Annotated in this window: 23 protein-coding genes; 12 read left to right on the forward strand and 11 right to left on the reverse strand. The window is 65.0% G+C overall.

The features are described from left to right. Positions 1-220: 220 nt before the first annotated feature. The 5 genes from HNO53_RS09430 to HNO53_RS09445 all read right to left on the reverse strand — a co-directional run bounded on the left by HNO53_RS09430 (position 221) and on the right by HNO53_RS09445 (position 4,732). Positions 221-1,501 (reverse strand): hemolysin family protein, encoded by a 1,281-nt coding sequence (locus HNO53_RS09430; RefSeq protein ID WP_209478089.1) that lies wholly within the window; start codon positions 1,499-1,501, stop codon positions 221-223. A 2-nt stretch (positions 1,502-1,503) separates the two neighbouring features. Next, positions 1,504-1,635 (reverse strand): hypothetical protein, encoded by a 132-nt coding sequence (locus HNO53_RS21595; protein ID WP_275951366.1) that lies wholly within the window; start codon positions 1,633-1,635, stop codon positions 1,504-1,506. A 42-nt stretch (positions 1,636-1,677) separates the two neighbouring features. Next, a complete protein-coding gene (locus HNO53_RS09435) occupies positions 1,678-2,688 on the reverse strand; it encodes a GSU2403 family nucleotidyltransferase fold protein (protein ID WP_209478091.1) in 1,011 nt (336 codons plus the stop codon). 111 nt (positions 2,689-2,799) lie between these two features. Continuing rightward, complete coding sequence (locus HNO53_RS09440; RefSeq protein ID WP_242597598.1) at positions 2,800-3,039, reverse strand: helix-turn-helix domain-containing protein; 240 nt, start codon at positions 3,037-3,039, stop codon at positions 2,800-2,802. 661 nt (positions 3,040-3,700) lie between these two features. Further along, on the reverse strand, positions 3,701-4,732 hold the full coding sequence (locus HNO53_RS09445; protein WP_209478092.1) for a LacI family DNA-binding transcriptional regulator: 1,032 nt from the start codon (positions 4,730-4,732) through the stop codon (positions 3,701-3,703). Positions 4,733-4,862: 130 nt separating this feature from the next. On the opposite strand from HNO53_RS09445, the gene ltnD reads away from it, so the two are divergent. From ltnD to HNO53_RS09500, 11 genes are all read left to right on the forward strand, one after another. After that, complete coding sequence (ltnD, locus tag HNO53_RS09450; protein WP_275951367.1) at positions 4,863-5,792, forward strand: L-threonate dehydrogenase; 930 nt, start codon at positions 4,863-4,865, stop codon at positions 5,790-5,792. A gap of 1 nt (position 5,793) precedes the next feature. Beyond that, positions 5,794-7,113, forward strand: coding sequence for a 3-oxo-tetronate kinase (gene otnK / locus HNO53_RS09455; protein ID WP_209478094.1), 1,320 nt, complete (start codon positions 5,794-5,796; stop codon positions 7,111-7,113). Further along, the gene (otnC, locus tag HNO53_RS09460) at positions 7,110-7,757 is read left to right on the forward strand and encodes a 3-oxo-tetronate 4-phosphate decarboxylase (protein WP_209478096.1); all 648 of its coding nucleotides are present in this window, start codon (positions 7,110-7,112) and stop codon (positions 7,755-7,757) included. Before otnK ends, otnC begins: the two co-directional genes overlap by 4 nt. A gap of 48 nt (positions 7,758-7,805) precedes the next feature. After that, positions 7,806-8,612 (forward strand): 2-oxo-tetronate isomerase, encoded by an 807-nt coding sequence (gene otnI, locus HNO53_RS09465; RefSeq protein ID WP_209478098.1) that lies wholly within the window; start codon positions 7,806-7,808, stop codon positions 8,610-8,612. 63 nt (positions 8,613-8,675) lie between these two features. Next, the gene (gene denD, locus HNO53_RS09470) at positions 8,676-9,641 is read left to right on the forward strand and encodes a D-erythronate dehydrogenase (RefSeq protein WP_209478100.1); all 966 of its coding nucleotides are present in this window, start codon (positions 8,676-8,678) and stop codon (positions 9,639-9,641) included. Between the two features lie 156 nt (positions 9,642-9,797). After that, a complete protein-coding gene (locus HNO53_RS09475; RefSeq protein ID WP_209478101.1) occupies positions 9,798-10,799 on the forward strand; it encodes a TRAP transporter substrate-binding protein in 1,002 nt (333 codons plus the stop codon). A gap of 59 nt (positions 10,800-10,858) precedes the next feature. Next, positions 10,859-11,479 carry a TRAP transporter small permease gene (locus HNO53_RS09480; protein ID WP_209478102.1) on the forward strand — a complete coding sequence of 207 codons (621 nt, stop codon included), beginning with the start codon at positions 10,859-10,861 and terminating at the stop codon, positions 11,477-11,479. Further along, entirely contained in the window at positions 11,476-12,750 is a 1,275-nt protein-coding gene (locus tag HNO53_RS09485) for a TRAP transporter large permease (RefSeq protein ID WP_209478103.1), read from the forward strand. The genes HNO53_RS09480 and HNO53_RS09485 overlap by 4 nt, the downstream gene beginning before the upstream one ends. A gap of 52 nt (positions 12,751-12,802) precedes the next feature. After that, positions 12,803-14,263 carry an aldehyde dehydrogenase family protein gene (locus HNO53_RS09490; RefSeq protein ID WP_209478104.1) on the forward strand — a complete coding sequence of 487 codons (1,461 nt, stop codon included), beginning with the start codon at positions 12,803-12,805 and terminating at the stop codon, positions 14,261-14,263. Positions 14,264-14,303: 40 nt separating this feature from the next. Beyond that, complete coding sequence (locus tag HNO53_RS09495) at positions 14,304-15,380, forward strand: tartrate dehydrogenase (RefSeq protein ID WP_209478105.1); 1,077 nt, start codon at positions 14,304-14,306, stop codon at positions 15,378-15,380. Positions 15,381-15,459: 79 nt separating this feature from the next. Further along, the gene (locus HNO53_RS09500) at positions 15,460-16,341 is read left to right on the forward strand and encodes an NAD(P)-dependent oxidoreductase (RefSeq protein ID WP_209478106.1); all 882 of its coding nucleotides are present in this window, start codon (positions 15,460-15,462) and stop codon (positions 16,339-16,341) included. 37 nt (positions 16,342-16,378) lie between these two features. Here the strand turns inward: HNO53_RS09500 and HNO53_RS09505 are convergent, their stop codons facing one another. Genes HNO53_RS09505 through HNO53_RS09515 form a run of 3 tightly spaced genes read right to left on the reverse strand, consistent with a single transcriptional unit; the run spans position 16,379 to position 19,843 of the window. After that, positions 16,379-17,737, reverse strand: coding sequence for a four-carbon acid sugar kinase family protein (locus tag HNO53_RS09505; RefSeq protein WP_209478107.1), 1,359 nt, complete (start codon positions 17,735-17,737; stop codon positions 16,379-16,381). Next, a complete protein-coding gene (locus HNO53_RS09510; protein ID WP_209478109.1) occupies positions 17,734-19,002 on the reverse strand; it encodes a ribulose-bisphosphate carboxylase large subunit family protein in 1,269 nt (422 codons plus the stop codon). The genes HNO53_RS09505 and HNO53_RS09510 overlap by 4 nt, the downstream gene beginning before the upstream one ends. 13 nt (positions 19,003-19,015) lie before the next feature. Further along, a complete protein-coding gene (locus HNO53_RS09515) occupies positions 19,016-19,843 on the reverse strand; it encodes a phosphogluconate dehydrogenase C-terminal domain-containing protein (RefSeq protein WP_209478111.1) in 828 nt (275 codons plus the stop codon). A gap of 192 nt (positions 19,844-20,035) precedes the next feature. Between HNO53_RS09515 and nanR the strand changes: the two genes are divergently transcribed. Continuing rightward, on the forward strand, positions 20,036-20,749 hold the full coding sequence (nanR, locus tag HNO53_RS09520) for a transcriptional regulator NanR (RefSeq protein ID WP_209478113.1): 714 nt from the start codon (positions 20,036-20,038) through the stop codon (positions 20,747-20,749). 17 nt (positions 20,750-20,766) lie between these two features. Here the strand turns inward: nanR and HNO53_RS09525 are convergent, their stop codons facing one another. The 3 genes from HNO53_RS09525 to HNO53_RS09535 form a co-directional block, all read right to left on the reverse strand. Beyond that, on the reverse strand, positions 20,767-21,276 hold the full coding sequence (locus tag HNO53_RS09525; protein WP_209478115.1) for a CAP domain-containing protein: 510 nt from the start codon (positions 21,274-21,276) through the stop codon (positions 20,767-20,769). Between the two features lie 77 nt (positions 21,277-21,353). Next, positions 21,354-22,775 carry an FAD-binding oxidoreductase gene (locus tag HNO53_RS09530; RefSeq protein WP_209478117.1) on the reverse strand — a complete coding sequence of 474 codons (1,422 nt, stop codon included), beginning with the start codon at positions 22,773-22,775 and terminating at the stop codon, positions 21,354-21,356. Further along, positions 22,776-24,077 carry an L-fuconate dehydratase gene (locus HNO53_RS09535; protein ID WP_209478119.1) on the reverse strand — a complete coding sequence of 434 codons (1,302 nt, stop codon included), beginning with the start codon at positions 24,075-24,077 and terminating at the stop codon, positions 22,776-22,778. Between the last annotated feature and the right edge of the window lie 142 nt (positions 24,078-24,219).

Genomic DNA, 24,219 nt, shown 5'->3' on the forward strand with positions numbered 1-24,219 from the left:
GTGCTTTGTTGCTCATTTTTTTGGTTTGAAGGTGAATATGAGCACTATAGTGCCTATTTGAAAGTGCCTATTTGAAAAAATCGTACGGCTGGTGGCGGTCTGCCAACTGTCCTGCCCGTCGAATTCGTCGATCTGGTTGCTGGCCCGCTGTCTGACGCGGTGAGGAAAAACTCTTTCGACGGCTCGGGGAGTAGGCAGTTCTCGTAGGTAGCAGACAGCGTCAGCTCGATGGATGGCTGTGCTGCACCAGCAGCTTGTCGATCCGCCGGCCGTCCATGTCGACCACCTCGATACGCCAGTCGCCGACCGTCACGTGCTGGCCCACCTGGGGCAGTTCCGCGGTTAGATGCAGTACGAGCCCGGCCACGGTCTCGTACTCGGGATGCGCCTCCAGCTCGAGGCCGATGCGCTCGGCGAATTCGTCTACCGGCATCCACCCCGCCACCAGCAGAGAGCCGTCGCTGCGCTCGATCAGTTTTGGCTCGTCTGTCTCGGCATCGTCGAAGCTGCCGGTGATGGCGCCGAGAATGTCCATTGGGGTGATGATGCCCTCGAAATTGCCGTACTCATCGTAGACCAGCAGCATGTGCTCGGGGGAGGTCTTGAGCCGCTCGATCACCTGCATGGCCGGCAGGGCGTCGTGGATCACCGTCGTGCGCCGCACGAGCGCGGCTGGGTCGAACGCCGGCCCGGTGGCCTGCAGCAGGTCGCGGCTGTGCAGCAGGCCGAGTATGTTGTCCTGCCCCTGGCCGCGCAGCGGCAGGCGAGAACGGCCCGACGCGCGGAAGCGGGCGAGCACCTTGGCACGGCTCTCGCCGACTTCGGCCATCTCGACTTCGTGGCGGGGCGTCATCAGGCCGCGGGCGGTGCGGTCGGCGATGCGCATGACGCCGGTGAGCATTTCGGTCTCGCCCTGTTCGATGACACCGGCGCCCGCCGCCTCGGCGATCAGCATGCGGATCTCCTCGTCGCTGACGGCACTCTCCCGCTTGCCCGACTGACCCAGCAGGGTGAGCAGGAGGCGGCCCGAGCGATCGAGCATCCAGACCAGGGGCGCCGAGGCCTGGGAGAGCAATCGCATGGTCGGTGCCACGCGGGAGGCGACGGTTTCGGGATCGGCCAGGGCGATCTGCTTGGGCACCAGTTCGCCGACGATCAGCGAAAGATAGGTGATGACGACCACGACGCCGCCAATCCCGAGGGGCTCGGCAAACTGCGTCGGTATACCCAGGGCGGGCAGGGCATCGGCGAGCCTCAGGCCCAGCGTGGCGCCGGAAAAGGCTCCGGAAAGTACACCGACCAGGGTAATGCCGATCTGCACCGTGGAGAGGAAGCGACCGGGGTGCTCGATCAGGGCGAGGGCCACGGCGGCCCCGCGCGAGCCTCGCTCGGCTCTCGCCTTGAGACGCAGCGGACGGGACGAGACGATGGCCAGCTCCGACATGGCGAGCAGACCATTGAGCAGAATCAGGGCGACGACGATCAGGATCTCGAAGAGCATGGTTATCCGCTGGGGTTGGAGGACCGGTTGCCGCTCGCTCCATTATCGCTGAGCGCCAGGGCCCGCTCCAGCAGCGCAGGCTGGCGAGGCAGCAGGCCGAGCCTCAGCCCCAGTGGCCGAAATACCCGGTTCATGACCGCCATCGATCAGGTCGGCATACGATCCGTCAACATTTCCTACACGTCGAATTCGTCGATCTGGCTGTCGGCCTGCTGTCTGACGAGGTGGGGAAAGGCTCTTTCGACGGCTCGGGTGGTAGACAGTTCTCGCAGCTCATCGCGAAGCAGAGTGGCGACCAGGCGTGCCTGTGCCTCGTCGCGATAACGTTTTACCGGTTCCCGGTCGGGCTGCTGGCTGACATGCCACTTGTGCAACACGAAGGCGCGCGGATCAACGGTAGACAATCGCAGCGGCATGCCTCGCTCATCGAAGACTGTTGCCTCGAAGCGCGGTGAGGCTATGGCCCATTTCAGTGAGTCGATGCCTACCGGCTTCAAATCACCGCGCTCCAGATGAAGCTCGAAGTCACTCACCGTCATGGGGTCGACGGCCTGGGTGATGAGATCGATCATGTAACCTTTAGCATTGGCGGCTCGAAACTCGAAGGGAGTATCGGTGAGCGGCTGGAAGGAGCGATCGCTGGATTGGATGACGGATAGCAGTGTTTCACCTTCGAGTGCCGTGACGATTCTCAAGCCTTGCCGGGCATCCATGAGCACATCGATGTCGGCGGTCGCCAGGTGCTCAGGTTCTATCAGTACGCCGGCACGGGCTTCATAGGCGTAAAGAGCATTGGTTCCGATCACGCGGAAAGGGACTGCTTTGCGCTGCAGTGCTCGTACCGCCCTGGCACCGGCTATGGGAAATCGGTTCAGCCGATTGGCTCGGATATAGGCGGAGTGCACCTGAAGCTGTTCCTTAAGCGACTGCTCCCGCAATGTGTACTCCGCTTTGCTAGCGTCGAAGGCTTTCTTAATGGCTTCAGTATCGGAAGAGCGAGGGCCCAGCGAGTGGTTCTTGCCGCCCGTGTAGGCACGGTAGAGGTACTCTCGCCCTTGGATACGCTTCCAGTGCATCGAGCCCTTGACCTGGCGTGCCTGGGCACGATGGTGCTCGAGTGCTTCGAAGAGTTGCATCGCATTGACTGCTACCCGGGACTGTTCAGGTTGAAGCTGTTGATAGGCCATGGCGAGGTACCGGTGAAGAATTTAACTAATTCTACATCATTTACGAGAAAGAATTAGTTAAATCCAGTGCCTTCTCCAGCAGCGCGGGCTGTCGAGGCTGCAGGCCGACCTTCAGCCCCAGTGGCCGAATGCCCGGTTCATGACCGCAAGCGAAACGTTGCCCTTGCCTTGCTCCAGATCCAACAGGGTGCGCCAGCTGACACCGACCAGGTCTGCATAGGCTTGTTGCGAAAGCCCCAGCGTATCGCGGCGCAGTGCCTGGTCTTTGTCGATGTCACCCATGACCAGCGCCTGAGCGACGTCCAGCAGCGCCTGTTCACGCTCTTCTGGCGACAGCGTGCGCTTCTTCATATCAGCTTCCCGTTCAAATCAGCCCCCAGCGTGCCAGTCGCGTTTCCAGCGAGCCCAGGCCGACAGCGGGCATGTCGCATATGCGTTCCGGTACACTAGGCACTGCAAGTGGATGTGGTGGTGCTGCTGCTGAAGTCGATTGGGACAGACCAAGAGCGATCAGCACCGTTTCGCCCGGAGAATCGCTTGAGGAATAAACGCACCAAAACGGTTATGGAAGCGTTTTCCATGCACTTGTGGGGTGCAACGACAAGAATTGTGACATACAGCGACGTATCCTTGGGGCTTGCGGGCAAAGTTTCGCCACCCTGATGAAATGTCGATAAAGCTGGGGCATGATGTTTCTGGATGTCACACAGGAGAAACTTCATGTCTGTACAATCGAACGCGGATCTTGCGTGTGAAGTGCTGAACCACTGGGCCTCCCAAGCATTGGCCCACCAAGCGGCTCGCGATGCTCTGGCGGCTTATATCTGCTGATAGGCACGCACTGCCAAGGACCAGGGAGGGTCCTGTCTCGTTTCCCTCCTGGCTGTCATTTTCCGTCTGTCCCGCTTCTGAATAGCTTCCAGCGTAATTCTATTTCCTCTCCCGCCGATCTTGTCCGGCCCACAAGGGCAGGCACGGCTTGAGCGAACCTGCCGCTTGAGCGAGGCTGGGTTCAGGTGCTTTCTCCCTCAAGCAACGTGAAGCCGACGTCTTGCCGCCGTGCCTCGAACTTTTCCCCGGCCAGGCAGAGCAGTACCTGTTCTGCGGCCAGACGCCCCATGGTGTGCCGTGAGGACTGTATCGTGGTCAATCGCGGAGTGACGTGCTGCCCCAGCGGCAGGCCGTTGAACCCGGCGATGGCGATCTCTTCGGGTACCTGCAGGCCGAGGCGCAGAGCGTGTAGCAGAGCGCCCGTCGCCAGGTCGTCGTTGGCGAAGTGGATCGCCCGGGCGCGGGGAAACTGCTGGCGAACCCGGTCCAGGCCTTCGGCACCGGCCTCCAGGCTGCCCAGCCGATCGAGCTCGAGCAGGTGGGGGGCCAGGCCTGCCGACTCGAGCGCCGCCCGGTGCCCGGCATAGCGCATGGCGGCGCGGTAGTCTTCCTCCATGCGTGCACCGACATAGACGATATCGCGGTACCCGCGCCGCAACAGATGCCGGGCCATGCAGCTTCCTGCTTCTTCGTGGTCGAGGCCTACATTCAGGTCGATCGCCTCACCCAGTTCCATTACCTCCATGACCGGGCGATCACAGCCGGCGAGCAGCTCGCGGCATGCCGGAGTATGCCTGAGCCCTGCGGTCACTAAGGCCGAGCAGGACCAGCCGAGGAAGGTGCGGATGAGTTGATGCTCGCGCTCGATGTCGTAGTCGGTGTTGCCGAGCAGGATCTGATAGCCGGCAGCCTCGAAGGTGGACTGCAGGCCCTGGATGACCTCGATGAACACGGCATTGGCAAGTGAAGGCACGACGACGGCAATGAATCGCGAGCGCGCCGAGGCCAGGCTGCCGGCCACCAGGTTGGGTACGTATCCGATACGCTCCATGGCATCGAGAATGCGCTGACGGGTCGCCGCATTGACGCGCTCCGGATCGTTCAGTGCCCGAGAGGCGGTGATGGAGGAGACACCCGCCAGTTCGGCCACCTGGGCAAGAGTCGGCTGGGCGGAGCCGCGCCGATGGCGCGTGTTGTCGTTGCGCTTAGACATTGGTCGCACCTTATCACCTTAAGCCTTGCTGGCTGAAGCTGAGTCTACTACAAGAATGTTAGCGCTAACATGTTAGCGCTAACATTTTCATCGTCTCGGCAGTTCATGCCAGCCACGTAGGGAGCGTCAGGTGAGCCATCCAACCAATAGCCCGCGCATCGGAGTCATCGGCCTGGGTGCCATGGGCCGGGGTACTGCTCTGGCCCTGCATGAACGCCGCTTGGACGTCATCGGTTGCGATATTGCCAGCCAGGCCCGGCGGGCATTCGATGCCGAGGGTGGGCGCAGCGTGTCTGCGCCGTATGAACTGGCGGCATGCGATGTCGTCGTGCTGCTGGTGGTGAATGCCGAGCAGGTCGAGGCGGTGCTGTTCGGCGAACAGGGCGTGGCGAGCCGGCTGGAGCCGGGAAGCCTGGTGATCCAATGCGCCACCGTGGCGCCAGCCTTTGCTCGTGACCTCGGCGCCCGCCTCGAAGCCATGGGGCTCGTCATGCTCGATGCGCCGGTGAGCGGCGGGGCGGCCAAGGCGCGTAGCGGCGAACTTTCGGTAATGGCTTCGGGGGTGCCGAAGGCCTTCGACCAGGCCGCGCCGGTGCTGGATGCCATGGCGGCTACCGTCTACCGGCTGGGCGATACCACCGGCGTCGGCTCCAGTATGAAGCTGGTCAATCAGCTGCTGGCCGGGGTGCACATCGCCACCGCCGCCGAGGCCATGGCGCTGGGTATTCGCCTGGGGCTCGACCCGCAGACTGTCTATGAGGTGATCACCCACTCGGCGGGCAATTCCTGGATGTTCGAGAACCGCGTGCCGCACATGCTCGCGGGCGATTATACGCCGCTCTCGGCGGTAGATATCTTCGTCAAGGACCTGAACCTGGTGCACGAAACCGGCCGCGAACTGGCCATGCCCACCCCGGTGGCGGCCTCAGCCCTGCAGCAGTTCATCGCCGCCCGGGGTGCCGGGTTTGGCCGTGAGGACGATGCAGCGGTGATCAAGGTCTACCAGCGGTTGTCGGGCATCGAGCTTCCCGAAGCCGCCAACGATGCCGGGGGCGATTGACATGACTCTTGTGCTGGGCGCCATCGCCGACGACTTCACCGGTGCCACGGATCTGGCCAATAACCTGGTACGTGCCGGCATGCGTTGCGTGCAGACCATCGGCGTGCCGAGCGCCGGGACCGACCTCGGTGAGGTGGATGCCGTAGTGGTGGCGTTGAAGTCACGCTCCACGCCTGCCGAGCAGGCAATGGCAGATTCGCTGGCGGCGCTCGATTGGCTGCGCTCACAGGGCGCCAGGCAGATTTTCTTCAAGTACTGTTCCACCTTCGATTCGACCGACGCCGGCAATATCGGCCCGGTGGCCGATAGCCTGATGCAGCGGCTCGATGCCCGTCAGACGGTAATGGTACCGGCCTTTCCCGCTAACGGTCGCACGGTCTATCAGGGCCACCTCTTCGTCGGCGATCGCCTGCTCAACGAATGCGGCATGCAGCATCATCCGCTCAACCCCATGACCGATGCCGACCTGGTGCGCGTACTGGGCCGCCAAACACCGCATGCGGTAGGCCTGTTGGCGCGGCCGGTACTGGCTCGTGGTATCGAGGCCACCCGGGCGCACCTGGTGACCCTAGCCGATGAGCGAGTGCGCCACGTCATCTGCGATGCCTTGGACGAGAACGATCTGGCGCTGCTGGCCGAAGCCGTCGTCGATTACCCGCTGGTAACCGGTGGCTCGGGCTTGGGGCAGGCATTGCCCGAACAGTATCGCCGCCGCGGCTGGCTGGCGGAAGTCAGCCAGCCGGGCCGCCTGGCGCCTGCAGCGGGTGGCGCCCTGGTGCTCTCGGGCAGCTGCTCGCGGGCTACTCTGGGGCAGGTAGCCCGCTTCCTCGAGCGTCATCCGGGCTTCGCCCTCGACCCGCTCGAGCTCGCCGAGGGGGACGCCCACCTGGAGGCGGCCCTGGCCTTCGCCCGCGAGGGGCTAGTCAAGGGTGGTCCGGTGATGGTCTATGCCTCCGCCGATCCTGAGCGAGTCAAGGCCGCCCAGGCCGAGCTGGGGACAACGGGTGCCGGTGAGCTGGTCGAGCAGGCGCTGGGGTGGCTGGCCCGGAACTTGGTCGAGGGGGGAGGAGGCGATGAGGGCGTAGGACGCCTGGTGGTGGCCGGCGGTGAGACCTCAGGTGCGGTGGTCTCGGCATTGGGCATTCGCCAGTTGCGCATCGGTGGCCAGATCGACCCCGGCGTGCCGTGGACCCAGGCACCGCGTGACGGCCGCGAGGCGCCGCTGTCGCTGGCGCTCAAGTCGGGCAACTTCGGTACCGAGGACTTCTTCTCGCGAGCCTTCACGGTGCTGGACGAATTGACGGGGGAGGGCGAGGCATGAGCGTCCACGATGAGAGCCGCCTGCGCGAGCAGATCGCCACGCTGGGCCAGTCGCTGTTCGAGCGCGGCCTGACCATGGGCTCCAGCGGCAATATCAGCGTGCGCACGGATGACGGCGGTTGGTTGATGACCCCCACCAACGCCTGCCTGGGGCGGCTGGATCCGGCGCGTATCTCGCGGCTCGACCGTCAAGGCGCCTGGCAGGATGGCGACAAGCCTACCAAGGAGCACTTCTTGCACATGGCGATGTACGCCGAGCGCCCCCAGGCAGGGGCCATCGTGCATCTGCATTCCACTCACTCGGTGGCCGTCTCCTGCCTGCCCGATATCGACCCATGTGACTGCATACCGCCGCTCACTGCCTACTACGTGATGCGCGTGGGTCGGCTGCCATTGGTGCCCTATCACGTTCCCGGCGACCCTGCCCTGGGTGACGCGGTGCGCGGCCTGGCAGGGGCGCACAGTGCCGTGCTGCTGGCCAACCATGGCCCGGTGGTGGCCGGCAAGAGCCTGGAGGCGGCGGTCTATGCCACCGAGGAGTTGGAGGAGACCGCCAAGCTGTTTCTGCTGCTGCACGGCAGGAACCCGCGCGCCTTGACTGCCGAGCAAGTGGCGGAACTCGAAACTCGTTTCCCCCGCGACTAGGCCGTGCCCAAAAACTGACTGCGCTCATCCTTACCGTAGGAGCTGATGATGATCCGACTTGCCGCCAATCTCAGCATGCTATTCACCGAGCATGATTTCCTCGCCCGCTTCGCGGCGGCGGCCGAGGCTGGCTTTCGTGGCGTCGAGTACCTTTTTCCCTATGCCCATACCCCGCAGGTGCTGCGCACGTCACTGGACGAGAGCGGCCTGGAGCAGGTGCTGTTCAATTTGCCTCCCGGCGATTGGGAGGGCGGCGAGCGTGGCCTGGCCAGCCTGCCGGGGCGCGAGGCGGAGTTCCGCGATTCCGTGGTAGAGGCGCTGCACTATGCCGAGGCCCTGGACTGCCCCCGAGTGCACGCCATGGCCGGGCTGCTGCCGCCGGACGCCGATGGCGGGGCTCGAGAAGACGCGCGAGCCGCCCATCATGCCTGCTATGTGGCGAACCTGCGCTTCGCTGCCCGCGAGGCGGCAAAACTCGACCGCGAGGTGCTGATCGAGCCGATCAATACCCGCGACATGCCCGGCTTCTTCCTCTCGCGGCAGGACCAGGCCATGGCAGTACTGGAGGAGGTGGGCGAACCCAACCTGCGCCTGCAGTTCGACCTCTACCACTGCCAGATCATGGAGGGCGACCTGACCCGTCATCTGGAGCGGCAGTTCTCGCGGATCGGCCACGTGCAGGTCGCCGGGGTGCCCGAGCGCCACGAGCCGGATATCGGCGAGGTGCATTACCCGGCACTGTTCGCCCGGCTGGAGGCGCTGGGCTACGGCGGCTGGGTCGGCTGCGAGTACCGGCCTGCGGCAGGCACCCGCGCCGGGCTCGACTGGGGGCGGAACTACGGGCTTTTGCCTTGACGAACCCAGCCAACATCACGGCGATCATCACAACCAAATCACAACCAGGGGTAGCACGACACCATGCATATTGCCATTACCGGTGCGGCCGGTTTTCTGGGGCAGCGCCTGATCCAGCGACTGCTCGAGCGCGGCGAGCTCCGTGGCGAACGGATCCGCCGGCTGACCCTGATCGACCAGCTCGAGGCCGGCGCACCCGAGGCGGCCGGCGTGGAAGTCGTCTCCCAGGCACGCGACATCACCGCGCCAGGGGCCTTCGATGCCATGCTCGATGCCCGGCCCGACGTCATCTACCACTTGGCGGCGGTGGTGAGTTCCGCCGCGGAAGCCGATCTCGAGCTGGGCCTGGCCGTGAACTTCGACGCCACCCGCGCGCTGCTCGACGGCTGCCGTGCCCGCGAACTCTCGACCACTCGGCTGGTCATGGCCAGCTCGGTGGCCGCCTACGGTGGCGAGCTGCCCGAGACCCTCGACGACATGACCGCCCTGCATCCGCAGAACTCCTACGGCGCCCAGAAGGCGATGTGCGAGCTGCTGATCAACGACTTTAGCCGCCGTGGCCTGGTCGATGGACTGGTGCTGCGTTTGCCGACCATCGTCATCCGACCGGGGCGGCCCAATGCCGCGGCCTCGAGCTTCGCTTCGAGCATTCTGCGTGAGCCGCTGAATGGCGAGGAGGCCATCTGCCCCGTGCCGACCGACCTCGACCTTTTCGTGATGTCGCCGCGCAAGGTGATCGAGGCGCTGGTGCACGGCGCCGAGGTGTCGGGCGATGCGCTGGGGAGCTTCCGGGCCTTCATGCTGCCGGGCATCACCGTGAGCGTCGCCGAGATGCTGGAGACGCTGCGTGAGCTGGCGGGGCAGGCGTCGGTGGAGCGCATTCGGCATGTGCCGGACGCGCGCATTCAAGCCATCGTAGGCAGCTGGCCGACACGCTTCAATACTCGACGTGCCGACCTGCTTGGCTTCGAAGGTGACCGGGACTTCCGGGAAATCGTCGAGGCGTTTCTCGTCGATTCAGGAAGGTAGGGGAGGACCGCTCCTCTAGTGGCTGGCTCATGGATGTCTGCGACTAAGGTCGCGTTTGACAGAGTCAGGTGATTATCATGTCATTATACCAGTTGCGTACTGGCGACCGTGAGTCGTCGATTTCCAACAAGCCGTAACACCCAAGGGGATATAACAATGACCAAGCGCTTTGCTCGCAACGCCCTGCATGCCGCCGTCGCCGGCGTATCGACCCTCGCCCTGGCCGCCACCAGCCTGAGCGCGCTGGCCGCCCAGTCCGTTACCGTGGGGCATACCACTTCCGATAGTTCGCACTATTCGGAAGGCGTCGATGCCTTCGCCGCTAAGCTCGCGGAACTCAGCGGAGGCGAGTTCACCGTAGAGGAACATCCCTCCGGTGCTCTGGGTGGTGAACGTGCCATGATCGAGGGGCTGCAGATCGGCACCATCGACATGGTGATCACCTCGACCGGCCCGCTGGGCAATTTCGTACCGCAGACCTATGTGCTCGATCTGCCGTTCCTGTTCGAGGATTACGACCAGGCTCGCTGCGTGCTGGATGGCGAGATCGGACAGGAGCTGCTCGACCAGATGGGTGAGCATGAGCTGGTGGGCCTGGCCTGGACCGAGAACGGCTTTCGTCATCTGACCAATAGCCAGCGTGATGTGCAGACGCCGGAAGACGCCAAGGGCCTGAAGATCCGCACCATGGAGAACGAGATGCACATGGCGGCTTTCCGCGAGATGGACGTGCATCCCACTCCCATGGCCTTCCCAGAGCTGTTCACCGCCTTGCAGCAGGGCACCGTGGACGGCCAGGAAAACCCTATCTCGGTGATTCTCACCGGCAACCTCTGGGAGGTGCAGGACCGCCTCTCGCTGACTGGCCACGTCTACTCGCCGGCGATCATGCTGGCCTCGCCGATCATGTGGGATGGCCTGAGCGACGAGGAGAAGGGCTGGTTCCGTGAGGCCGCCCGCGCCGGGGCCGAGGCTACGCGTGCCATGGTATCGCGGCTCGAGACCGAGGGTGTCGAGGAGCTCGAGGAGAAGGGCATGACGGTGGTGGAGGATATCGACAAGTCGCAGTTTCAGGAGGCCGTCGAACCCTCTTACAAGGTCTTCACCGACGAATACGGCAGCGAGATGCTGGATCGTATCCGTAACAGCAGCTGCTGATCGCGTCCATTGCCGCCCCCGGTGTGACTGTCGGGGGCGGCCCTCGCTAGGTGAATACCATGGTGGAACTGTTCCTGCGCTTCGAACGCGCGACCTCGCGCGTGGCGCTTGCTGCGGCCGTGTTGATGCTTTGCGTGTCGGTGACCACGGGCTTCTATCAGGTACTGACACGCTTCGTCTTCGACGCGCCTTCGACCTGGTCGGAGGTGGTCGCCCGGTCGTCGATGATCTGGTGCGTGTTCCTCGCTGCCGCTGCCTGCTTCCGCGGTGGTTACATGATGTCGGTCGAGGTCATCTACAAGATGATCCCCGCGCGACGCCTGATCCTGCTCGAGGCAGCGATCGCCCTGGGCTGCCTCATCGTTCTCGTCGTGCTGGTCTACTTCGGTACCGCCATGACGTTCAGGGTTCGCAATCAGATGCTCTCGGGCCTTGGCATTTCCATTTCCTGGGTTTACGCAGCCATTCCCATCGGTGCCGGGTTTTCCGTGCTGGCGGTGCTGGCGCGGTTGGTGGCTCAGGCTACTGGACGTGAGGCCGTCGGGCTGGCCGACGTCGAGGCCGATGCGCCACCACAGGAGGCGCTGCCACCGGTTGCCGCAGACGGCACGTCGATGCCATCCACGGCTCTGCCGAACGGCGACGACACCGCTCAACCGACTCGGAGGTCCGGCCTGTGAATCTCGCCATCGGTCTATCGTTGATCATTTTCTTCGCCGTCGGCGTACCCATTGCCGTCTCCATCCTGCTGGCGTCGATCATCGGCATCGAATTCTTCACGCGATTCCCACTGCTGATGGTGCCGCAGCAGATGTTCGTGGGCATCGACAATTTCCCGCTGATGGCGATCCCTTTCTTCATCCTGGCCGGCAACCTGATGGCCGCCGGCGGAATCTCCCAGCGCCTGGTGGACCTGGCCAAGTCGATGGTAGGTGGCCTGCAGGGCGGCCTGGCCATGACCTGCGTGCTCACCTGCATGCTGTTCGCTGCGGTATCGGGTTCCAGCGTGGCTACCACTTTCGCCATCGGCTCGATCCTCATTCCCGCCATGGTCAAGCATGACTACCCGCGCCCCTTGGCAGCCTCCATCCAGGCCTCGTCCTCCGAGCTCGGCGTACTGATTCCGCCTTCGATCCCGCTGATTCTCTACGGGGTCAGCACCGATACGTCCATCGGTCGCCTGTTCATCGCCGGCATCGGCCCGGGGCTGCTGATCGGCGGGGCCTTGCTGGTCTTCCTCTATTTCTTCTGCAAGGTGCGTGGTTACGGTCTGCGTGACCGGGACGATCGGGTTCCCTTCCTCACCGCGTTCCGGCGTTCCTGGGCAGCGATGCTGATGCCAGTGGTCGTCATCGGCGGTATCTACGGTGGCGTCTTCACGCCCACCGAAGCCTCGGCGGTGGCGGTGGTCTATGCGCTGGTCGTCGGTGGCCTGGTCTATCGCGAACTGGGCCTCGGGGACCTGTGGCCGATCCTGCGCCAGAGCGTCATGGCCACCGCCACGGTGATGCTGATCATCTCGGCGGCGGCACTGTTCAGCTTCCTGATCAGCCGCTCGGGGCTTCCGTCCCAGGTGGCCGACTGGGTCAGCCTGGTATTCGAGAGCCCCTGGACCTTCCTGCTGGCGGTCAACGTCATGCTGCTGATCATCGGAATGTTCGTCGAGACCTCGGCGGCCATCCTGGTGCTGGCGCCGATCTTTACCCCGATCGCCGTGCAGTACGGCATCGACCCGGTGCATTTCGGTTTGATCGTCGTCGTCAACCTGGCGCTTGGCATGTTCACGCCGCCGCTCGGGGTCAACCTGTTCGCTGCCTGTGCGGTGGCCAAGCTCTCCATCGATCAGTTGATTCCTTGGCTGCTGCGCTTCGTGCTGGTGGTGCTCGCCTGTCTCATGGCGATCACCTACATGCCGTGGATCTCGCTGGGATTGGTCGATCTGCTTTATTGAGGCAATTGCAGGACTGATTCAGATACAGAAGTTCTGACTGGGAGAACAAGCAATGCCACAACAAGATGACATGCCCCGTAGCCAGGCCTTGATCGGCGGGGAGTGGGTGACGACCCAGGCCACGATCGAGGTCGAGGCGCCGGCACGCGGTGAGGCGATAACGCGGATCGCGCGTTGCCAGGCGGAGGAGGTCGATGCGGCCGTCCAGGCCGCCAGGCAGGCTTTCTCCGGGCGATTGGGGGGCTGGGTGAGCTGGAACGCCCGCCGGCGTAGTGAATGGCTGCTGGCATTTGCGGCAGCCATCGACGCCGACCATGAACGGCTTTCTGCGCTAGAGTGCATCGACACCGGCAAGCCGATGACCCAGGCGCGTGGCGACATCACCGCCTGTGCCCGTTACTTCCGCTTCTATGGCGGGGCTGCCGACAAGCTGCACGGCGAGACGATTCCGTTCGAGAATGATTTCGCCGTGATGACCCTGCGCGAGCCTTATGGGGTCTGCGCCCAGATCATTCCCTGGAACTACCCCGCCCAGATCTTCGGGCGTTGCGTGGCGGCGGCGCTGGCGGCGGGCAATACCGTCGTGCTCAAGCCCGCCGAAGACGCCTGCCTGAGCGTGCTGCGCCTGGCCGAGCTGGCACTGGAGCAGGGGCTGCCGCCTGGCGTTCTCAACGTGGTGCCGGGGCTGGGCCGGGAGGCAGGGGCGGCGCTGGCGGCGCACCCCGGTATCGATCACCTCTCGTTCACCGGCTCGCCGGAAACCGGCACCCTGGTGACCCAGGCCGCGGCAGTGCATCACGTGCCCGTGACCATGGAGCTGGGTGGAAAGTCGCCTCAGATCCTGTTTGCCGATGCGGACCTGGACGAGGCATTGCCCTTCGTGGTGCGCGGCATCATTCAGAATGCCGGCCAGACCTGCTCCGCGGGGAGCCGTCTGCTGGTGCAGCGTGACATCGCCGAGGTGGTGCTGGAGCGCCTGGCCGAGCGCTTCGAGACCCTGTGCTGCGATGCCGGCGAGGCGGATGCCGACTGCGGGCCGCTGATCAATGCCCGGCAGAAGGCCAAGCTGGAGAGCCGCCTGGAGGCGGCCCGTGCCGATGGAATCCGTACCCTGGCGAGCGGTCGGTTGGCGGAGGGGGCGCCGGCGGGCGGCCACTTCGTGGTGCCTCAGGTACTGAGCGACATCCCCGAGGGACACGCGGTGCTGCGTGAGGAGCTGTTCGGGCCCGTGCTGGCCGTGCAATTCTTCGATGACGAGGCCGAGGCGCTGGCGTTGGCCAACGGTACCGACTTTGGCCTCTGCGCGGGGGTCTGGACCCGCGACGGCGGTCGTCAGCTGCGCATGGCCAAGGGCGTGCGCAGCGGCCAGGTATTCGTCAACAACTACGGCGCCGCGGGCGGCATCGAGCTGCCGTTCGGTGGCGTCGGCCGCTCCGGCCATGGCCGCGAGAAGGGCTTTGAGGGCCTCAAGAGCTACACACGGATCAAGACGGTGGCGATTCGCCACGGCTGATGCATCCCAACCGAAAGACTGAGCCAACCGGGAGGTAGAGATGACCCATAAGATCGCGGTACTGGCAGGGGACGGCATCGGCCTGGAGGTCGTGCCCCAAGGCTTGCGAGTGCTAGAGGTGGCGGCGCGGCGCTTCGACTTGCCGCTGGAGTTCGAACACTTCGACTTCGCCAGTTGCGCCTACTACATGGAACACGGCGACATGCTGCCGAACGACTGGTACGAGACCCTGACACGCTTCGACGCCATCTTCTTCGGTGCTGTGGGCTGGCCCGATACGGTGCCCGATCATGTTTCGGCCTGGGGTTCGCTGCTCAAGTTCCGGCGTGCCTTCGACCAGTACGTCAACCTACGGCCGTGCCGGCTGATGCCGGGCATCGAGAGTCCGCTCCGAGGTCGCGAGCCCGGCGACATCGACTTCCTGGTGGTACGCGAGAACACCGAGGGCGAGTACTCGCGGCTCGGTGGGCGCGCCTTCGAAGGCACCGACCGCGAGGTGGTGCTGCAGGAGACGCTGATGACTCGCACTGGGGTCGACCGGGTGCTGGCGTACGCCTTCGAGCTGGCCCGTTCGCGGCCGAGAAAGAAGCTCACCTCGGCCACCAAGTCCAACGGCCTGTCGATCTCGATGCCGTACTGGAACGAGCGGGTGGCGGCAATGAAGGCGAACTATCCTGATGTCGAGGTCGACCAGTATCACATCGACATACTCACGGCCCATTTCGTGCTGCATCCCGACTGGTTCGACGTGGTGGTGGCCAGCAACCTGTTTGGCGACATCCTCTCCGACCTTGGGCCGGCCTGTACCGGCACCATCGGCATTGCTCCCTCCGGCAATATCAATCCGACGCGCCAGTATCCGAGCCTGTTTGAGCCGGTTCACGGCAGCGCTCCGGATATCGCCGGCAAGGGCATCGCCAACCCTATCGGCCAGATCTGGTGCGGCGCCATGATGCTCGAACACCTGGGTGAGGCCGAGGCCGGGGCGGCGATCTTGAACGCCATCGAGACGGTGCTGGCGCAGGGCGACCCGGCGGTATTGACCCCGGACCTCAAGGGCAGCGGTACCACCGAGACCCTGGGGCGTGCTATCGCCGGGGCGTTGGATGAAGCCTGATGCAGTAGGGTTGGGCTAGCCCAGCAGCTAACACCGCTAGGTGTTGGACCGAAACGCTTACCACTGGAGGAGATACGAGATGAGCAAGACCTATCGGGTCGGCATGGTCGGCGTGGGGCTGATGGGCCATGGCATCGCCGCGAGCCTACTCCGCGCCGGCCACCGGCTGAGTTTTCTCGACCATCCCGGCAACCAGCCGGTCGACGATCTGCTGGCAGCCGGTGCCGAATCTCGAGCCAGTGCCCGGGAGGTCGCCGCTGACGCCGAAGTCGTGATTCTTTGTGTAACCGGTACGCCCCAGGTGGAGAGCGTGCTGTTCGATGCCGGCGGCGTGCTCGAGGGCCTGCCGGGCGGTGCCGTGGTCGTCGACTGCTCGACGGCTATCCCGCGCTCCACCGAGGCGATCGCCGCGCGTCTTGCCGAGGCCGGCGGCCGCTTCATGGACGCCGCCATGACGCGCACTCCCAAGGAGGCTGCCGAAGGGCGTCTCAACCTGATCGTCGGCGCCTCCGACGAACTGTTCCATGAGCTTCGGCCGTTGTTAGAAAGTTTCTCCGAGCACATCACGTACGGTGGGCCGGTAGGTTCGGGCCACAAGCTCAAGCTGCTGCACAATTTCGTGTCGCTGGGTTTCACCGCGGTGCTCGCCGAGGCTGCGGCGGCCTCGCGCCGTGCCGGCATCGACGACGCCGTGTTCCTCGAGGTGCTGGGCAACGGCGGTGGCGGTGGGGTGGTGCTCGAACGCCTGCGTCCCTTCATCGTCGCCGATGATCCTTCGGGCTTTCGCTTCAGCCTGGCCAACTCGCTCAAGGATGTCGGCTACTACCATGCCATGGCCGAAGACCTGGGTGCGGCCCGCGGCGTTGCTGAGGCTATCGACGCGCTGTATCGCGACATCAACGCACGCGGTTACGGCGAACGGTTGACGCCTGAACTGGTGAGCTTGCTGGGCGAGTCTTGAGTGGTGGATGGGCGCTGGCATGGCCGGCGCCACGTTGTCAGCCCAGTTCAGCGTCTCGGATCCTTCCGAAGTAGGCATCGTCACCGACCTGGCCGCCTTTGAAGGCGATCTGCAGGCCGTCGAAGGCGGGGTCGTTGCTGTGTGCGGTGCACAGCGGTGAGCCCGGTGTCTGGGGCAGCGGCAGGCAGGTGGTCAGCGCCTGGATGCCAAGTTCCTGAATGGCATGGCTCGAGGTGTCGCCTCCGGCAACCACCACGCGGGACAGCCCCTGGCTGGATACCAGGTCGCGCAACAGCCGACCCAAGCACCGGCCGATGGCATGCGCACTCTCTTCTCCGGAAAGCTTGGCCAGGCCGTTGTCTGGGCCCAGTGCGGTGTAGACGATGACGCTGCGCTTCGCCGCGAGCGCCGCCAGGGCCTGCTCGCGGGCCGCGTCGAGTTCTGCGTCGGCCTGGTGATCGTCCGCCAGCCGCGCTGCATCCACCCGTATGCCTTCGAAACCGTTCCCTGCGGCCCAGCGGATCTGTCGTGCGGTGGTCTCGGAGCAGCTTCCCGAGACCACCGCGATGCGCTCCACCGGGCCAGGGTTGGAGAAAAAATTGTTGGATGCGGCGCTGGGGGTGGCCTCGATCAGTCCCAGGCGACGCCATTCGGCGAGCAGGGCATATTCGACGCCCGAGGAGCCGACTATGAAACTTCCTCCCGGTACACGAGTACGCCATAGCTGGCGTCCGACCGCCGCCTGGCTGGATGAGTCCATCACGTCGTAGAGCAGCGCGGCATGTCGGGTGCGGGCAGCCTCGACCCGTGCGTCGAGCTCGTCGCTGGCCAGCGTCACCAGGTCGATCAGGCCGATGTCGAGATCGGTCTGCGCAGCCAGGTGACGGCGCAGGTCGGCCTCGTGCATAGGCGTTACCGGGTGCCGCGACATGATCGGATGGCGGTCGATGCGGTACACCTCGCCTTGGGCGGCGGCAAACAGCTGGCCAAAGGCGGTGTAGCGACGCAGCTGCGGTGCGCCGACCACGATCGGCACGCAGCCCTGGTCGTGGAGGTGACGGCCGATTTCCAGCGCGCGCCCGATGCTGCCGACCTGAGGGGCGCTGTCGAAGGTCGAGCAGGTCTTGTAGTGGCACAGCGCTGCGCCGCGCTCGCGCAGCCAGGCCAGGGCCGGGGTCAGGTGGCGATCCATCCAGGCCGGTGATTCGCTGCGGCTGGTGCCGGCCAGGCCGATGGCCCGGCAGTGGCGGAAGCGCGCCAACTGGGCGTCATCGGGAGGGGCGGTGAACAGCACGGTGTCGACGCCCTGGCTGCTCAAGGCCTCCATGACGTCGGTGGAGCCGGTCAGGTCGTCGCCGTAGTAGGCGATCAGCGGTGCGGTATCGGTTGGACTCATCGGCGGAAGGTCTCCAGGGCGCGGGCCAGCTCACGATGATTGCGGGCGTAGGCGTCGACATCGATTCCGGCCACGGCGGCCTCCCAGGCCTGGCGCAGGCTGTGCACCCCGGCGCCGATGCCGTCTGGGTGAGCCATGATGCCGCCGCCGGCGCAGAAGATCAGGTCGCTGCTGGCGATGGCGGCATAGGTGTCGGCGGCCTGGTCGGCGGTCTGGCCGGAGGAGAACACCGGCATCACCTCGCAGCCCGGCGCGGGTGGGTCGAACATCGGCGTCAGGCAGGTGCGGGCGCTGGCGATCACGCTGGCGTCCTCCTCGCTGAACTTGTTGCGCAGGCCGTTGACGTGGATATGGTCGACCCCGGCCAGGCGCCACAGCTTCTGGTAGGCCACGAAGCTCATGCCCAGGTGAGGCGAGCGGCTGAAGATTCCCCAGCCGGCGCGGTGCCCATGCAGTGCCACCTGGCAGTGGCGGCGCAGTTGGGTCACGCCGGCAAGGCCAACGGCATTCAGGGCGACCATCACGCAGCTGCCACCGGCGGCGACCACGTAGTCATGGTGCCGGCGCATGTCGTCGGCTTCGCCGGTAATGTTGAAGGCGTACATCACCTTGCGCCCGGTGCGCTCGGCATGCTCGCGGATTACCGGCATCACGGCGTCGACCCGCGCTTCGAGCGGGTTGTGCGGGCCGTTGGCCTGCAGCTCGTCGTCCTTGATGAAGTCGATGCCGCCTGCCACCAGTTCGCGCACCACCTCGGCGGTGGCCGTCGGCGACAACCCCACGCTGGGCTTGATGATGGTGCCGATCAGCGGTCGTTCGGAAATGCCGGTCAACTCGCGGGTGCCGGTCACGCCGAACTGTGGGCCCGGGTAGGCCGCGGCGAAGGGGGGCGGCAGCGTCAGGTCGAGCAACTTCAGCGCCGAGAACTCCTTGAGCTCGAACAGGTTGCCGGCCACCGTGGCGACGAGGGTGGGCAGTGACGTTCCCATGTTGGCGAGCGGCCAGGAAAGCGTGACCCGGGCCCGCCGGTAGGCCGGCGTGCCGGCCGAGGCCGGTGGCGGTGGCAAGGGCAGCGAAGGCGAATCGACGCTCTCCAGCGGCTCGATGCGCTCGACCCTCGCGCCGTGCGCCTCGCGCAGCGCATCGGTCTCGCTGGCCAGGCGGGTGAAGGTGCCGCAGGACTGTTCGCCCGCCATCACCTCGGCGGCGCGCTCCAGCGGGTAGGGGGTCTCGATCAGGTAGCTGGCCTGGATACGATCGCTCATGAGTCGACCTCGGTCAGGTGATCAGGCGGATGCTGTCGGCGATCTCGTCGGGTTCGAATACGCGCTTCCAGTCGTCGCGCATCAGCATCGGCTTGCCGTTCTCGATGGCCTTGTTGCAGGCGTCGGAGAATGCGCCGGGCTGCACGTCGAAGATCACCGCGCCGAGGATGTTCATGTGGCCGAGCAGGAAGTCACGGGCGCATTCCTCGGGGACGCCGCGATTCACCACCTCGTCCATGGCCTCGCGCATGACGGCCAGCAGAGTGGCGCAGACGGTTTCGGAGAGGCCCGGCTCGAGCAGCGCCATCTGCTCGACGCTGACCCGATGGGAGCGGCCCACGGGGGCGTAGATGGTTCGTGCCACCTCCTCGCCCAGGGCGTAGCTCTCCTCGGGGCCCTGCATCAAGGCGCTGACGATATGCTGGGTGGCCTTGTAGCCACCGAAATAGTCGCGCTTGGCTTCAAGCTCGGTCTCGTCGTTGAAGATCGATGGGTGGCAGGGGTGGCTGACGAAGTACACCAGGTCCTCGCGCTCGGGCAGGTGACCGGCGAAGGGGGCCGCGGCATCCAGGGTGATCAGCATGGTGCCGCTCTCCATCAGCGGCGAAAGCTGCTGCGAGATCTTGCCGATCAGCGTGTCGGGAACGGCAAGAATGACGACGTCGGCACCGGGCACCGCCTGCTCGGTGTCGACGCAATCGATGCCCAGCTCCTCCTTGAGACGGGTGCGGCCGGCCTCGCTGACCTCCACGTGGCGGACCTCGAAGGGCGAGGGCTTGAGGTTGCGGGACAGGCGGAAGCCCATCTTGCCGCCGGCACCGATCAACGCGATGGTGGTCATGAGGATTCCTCTCTGGTTCTGCTTGGGTCAGGGCATGGCATCCGAAAAGGGAAAATTGCCGAGCAACTGGTATAATGACATGATAATCACCTGTCTCTGTCAAATACGACGATGGTCGCAGGAGTGCTATCGATTTTTGTCGTCGATGCGTAAGCTGCGCTCCTGCTGCCGCCTAAGAAAGGTCAACGATCCATGAGTGATGCCTTGAAGATCAGCCGTCGCAAGCTGTCCGATGACGTCTTCGATCGGCTATATGCCATGCTGCTGAATGGCGACTACACGCCTGGCGATCACCTGCCCTCGGAGCGGGAATTGATGGAGATGTTCGGGGTGGGACGGCCGGCGATACGCGAGGCGATGCAGTCGCTCGAACGCCTGGGCCTGGTGGCGATCCAGCATGGCCAGCGGCCACGGGTGTTGGCCCCGACGGCCGAAGGCCTGCTGTCACAAATCGAACTCACAGCCATGCACATGCTGTCGAGCTCGCCGCAGTCGCTCGAGCACCTCAAGGAGGCTCGTACGTTCTTCGAGCTGGGCATGGTGGCGCGCGCAGCGAGAACCGCCGAGGAGTCGGATCTCGCGCACCTGGAGGAGCTGGTGGAGCGACAGCGGCGTGAACTGAATCGCGATGCCGGGGCCTTCATCAAGGCCGACATGGCCTTCCATCAGGCCATCGCCGAGACCACAGGCAACCCGATCTTCATTGCGGTGAGTCGCGCCATGCTCGATTGGCTGGCGCACTTCCATACGTCGATGCTGCATTGGAAAGGCAACGAGCACATTACCCTCGAAGAGCACCAGCGAATTCTCGAGGCAATTCGCCGCCATGATGAGGCTGGGGCGGTTGCGGAGATGCGGGCTCACCTCGAAAGGGCTCGGGCGCTCTACGTATCGGAGCAGACCTGAGCGGAGTGCTACAGCGGCTATCGCGGCCGTGCGAATACTTGTGTCCAGTACGGCGAGTAGCGCGAGCCTTCGGCCTCGACCGAGGCGGCTCCCATTTCGGTGAACTCGTCGCTCATGATGTTGGCGCAGTGCCCCGGGCTGTCGAGCCAGCCCTGCATCACGGCTTCGACCTCGGCCTGGCCGGCGGCGATGTTTTCCCCTACGGCCATCCATGTGTAGCCGGTTTCGCTGACGCGTGAGGCGACGCCTTCGTCGTCCGCGCCGGTATGGCTGAAGAATTCCTTTTCAGCCATGGCCGTCGAATGGGCCTTGGCCGCCTCGGCCAGGCGGCAGTTCCATTCCAGCGGCTCGGCGGCGGCATGCTCCTCATTGCCGCACTGGCGTGCTTCGCTGCGCGCCTGGTTAACCCTTTCGAGCATGGCCTGCTGCTCCTCGCTTGGTTCGCATTCGGCGAGTGCCTGCGTGGCGGTGACGCCAAGGCAGGACGACAGCAGGGCGGGGGCTATAAAGGCAGCATGGCGTTTCATCGACCTTCCTCTGGCCGTGGATTTCCTATTGCACTGTAGTCGTGGCGCCAGGCGGATGCAGCTCTCAGATGCAGCCCTCAGTCCCGCGGCGGCAGGATGCGCCCGGGGTTCATCAGCCCCGCGGGATCGAACAGGGTCTTGATGCCTTCGGCCAGTTCGCGTTCCACCGGCGAAAGCTGGGAGAGGTAGGCGGCTTGCTTGGTCCGGCCGATGCCGTGTTCGGCACTGATGCTGCCGCCGAAGCCGTCGAGTGCCTCGAACAGCCGTGACTCCAGCTCATGCAGGTGTGGGCGCTTTTCGCTCTCGGCCATGGCCCGGGGAGGCAGGATGTTGAAGTGCAGGTTGCCGTCCCCGACGTGGCCGTAGGCGATGATCTCGCAGTCGGGGGACGCCTCCATCACGATACGGCTGGCCTCGTCGACGAAAGCGGGTATCGCCGAGATGGGTATCGAGATGTCGGTGCGCAGGTGCTCGCCGCGGCGGCGCTGGCCCTCCAGCATACTCTCGCGAAACTGCCATAGCTGTGCCGACTGGCCTTCGCTCGACGCCAGAGCACCATCGAGCACCAGTTCGCGGGCCATGCCCTGTTCCAGCAGGTGCTCGAGCATGGCGCCAAGGTCCAGGGGCCCGCTGGCGGTGACTTCCATCAGTACATACCAGGGGTACGGTTCTTCCAGCGGGTCGCTGAGAGATGAGGTAGCTTCCATGGCGAGTTCGATGCAGCGGCGCGGGATCAGCTCAAAGGCGCTGAGCAGGTCACTGCAGTCGCGCCGCGCAAGACCGTAGAGTTCGATCACCGCCTCCAGTGAGGGCAGGCCGAGCAGCGCCGTGCGGGCCTGGGTAGCGCGGGGCGAGAGCTTGAGCACGGCGCCGGTAACGATCCCGAGCGTGCCTTCGCTGCCGAGGAACAGCTGCTTGAGGGGGTAGCCGCGGTTGTCCTTGTGCAGCTCGGTCATGCCATTCCACAGGCGCCCGTCCGGCAGCACCACCTCGAGCCCCAGCACCAGCTGGCGCATCATGCCGTAGCGCAGTACGTTGAGCCCACCGGCATTGGTGGCGATGTTCCCCCCGATCTGGCAGCTGCCCTGGGCGCCTAGCGCGAGCGGAAATTCGCATTCATGCTCGGCCGCGGCCTGCTTGACGTTTTCCAGAATGCAGCCGGCATCCACAGTCATGGTGAAGTTGATCGGATCAATGGCGCGAACGCGGTTCATGCGCTCGAGGCTGATGACGAGCTCGTTGCCCTCGGCAGCGGGCAAGGCGCCCGCGACCAGCCCGCTGTGGCCGCCCTGGGGCACCATGGGCACGCCGTGTTCACGGCACAGGCGAACCGTGTCGACGACCTCCTCAGTGGAGGCGGGGCGTGCGACCGCTAGCGGCATGCCGAGTCGGTCGCCGGCCCAGTCGGCCACGTAGCGGGTCATGTCGTCGGGCTCGCGCAGTAGGCCGCGTTCGCCCAGGTGCGTGGCGAGTGCGTCGAGAAAGTCGTTTCGCTCCATTCAGCGCTCCTCCTGCCAGGCGGCGCCGTCCGGAAAGCGGTGCCGGGCCAGCGACGCTTCGTGCATGGTGATACTGTAGCCCGGCGCCTCGGGCACCCGATAGCGCCCGCGCTCGACGACTACGGGGTCGACGAAATGCTCGTGCAGGTGATCGACGTATTCCAGCACGCGTCCCTCAAGGCTGCCCGACACGGCGATGTAGTCGAACAGCGAGATGTGCTGTACATACTCGCACAGGCCAACACCGCCGGCATGCGGACAGACCGGCACGCCGAACTTGGCGGCCATCAGCGCCACCAGGATCACCTCGTTGAGCCCGCCCAGGCGCGCGGCATCAAGCTGGCAGTAGTCGAGCGCGTCGGCCTGGAAGAACTGCTTGAACATCACCTTGTTGTGGCAGTGCTCGCCGGTTGCCACGCCGATGGGCGCGACGCGGTGGCGGATCTCGGCGTGCCCGAGGACGTCGTCGGGGCTGGTGGGCTCCTCGATCCATAGCGGATCGAATTCGGCCAGGCGGCGCATCTTGGCGACCGTCTCGTCGACTTCCCAGACCTGGTTGGCATCCATCATCAGGACGTTGTCCCAGCCGATCTCCTCGCGCAGCAGGGCGGCACGGCGAATGTCCTCCTCCAGGTCGCCGCCGATCTTCTGCTTGAAGTGTGTCCAGCCCTCGGCGAGCGCCTCGCGGGCCAGGCGGCGCACCTTGTCGTCGGGGTAGCCGAGCCAGCCGGCCGAGGTGGTATAGGCGGGAAAGCCGTCGCGGCGCATCTCGGCTTCGCGCTCTGCCTTGCCTGACTGCTTACGGCGCAGCAGCGCGATGGCCTCCTCGGGGGTGAGGGCATCGGTGACGAAGCGGAAGTCCAGGCAGCGCACCAGCTGCTCGGGCGTCATGTCGACCAGCAGCTTCCACACGGGCTTACCCTCGCGCTTGGCCCACAGGTCCCACACCGCGTTGACCAGCGCCGCGGTAGCCAGGTGGATGGCACCCTTGTCGGGGCCGATCCAGCGTAGCTGGCTGTCGCCGGTGATCTCGCGCCAGAACGCGCTCATGTCGGCGGTAATCGAGGCCAGCGTACGGCCCTCGACGAGATGCGCCAGTGCCTTGACGGCCGCCACCACGATCTCGTTGCCGCGGCCGATGGTGAAGGTGAGGCCGTGCCCCTCCGTATTGTCATCGTCGACTTGCAGGATGACGTAGGTGGCCGAGTAGTCCGGCGCGGCGTTCATGGCGTCCGAACCGTCGAGGTTGCGCGAGGTGGGAAAGCGGATGTCGTGGACCTGGACCTGCGTGATGGTGGTCATGCTGCCTCCTTGCCGGGACTCGTCTATGCTGTTGTTGGTGTCGACTTGTATGACAGGTATGCCAAGTCAATGTCACTCTAGCGCAAGGTGCCAAGCCGGGTCGACAGGCGAGCGCATCTGCCGAAGGCAAGTCACGACAAGC

Origin of the sequence: Billgrantia antri (genome assembly GCF_017868935.1) — a bacterium.
GTDB classification, from domain to species: domain Bacteria; phylum Pseudomonadota; class Gammaproteobacteria; order Pseudomonadales; family Halomonadaceae; genus Halomonas; species Halomonas antri.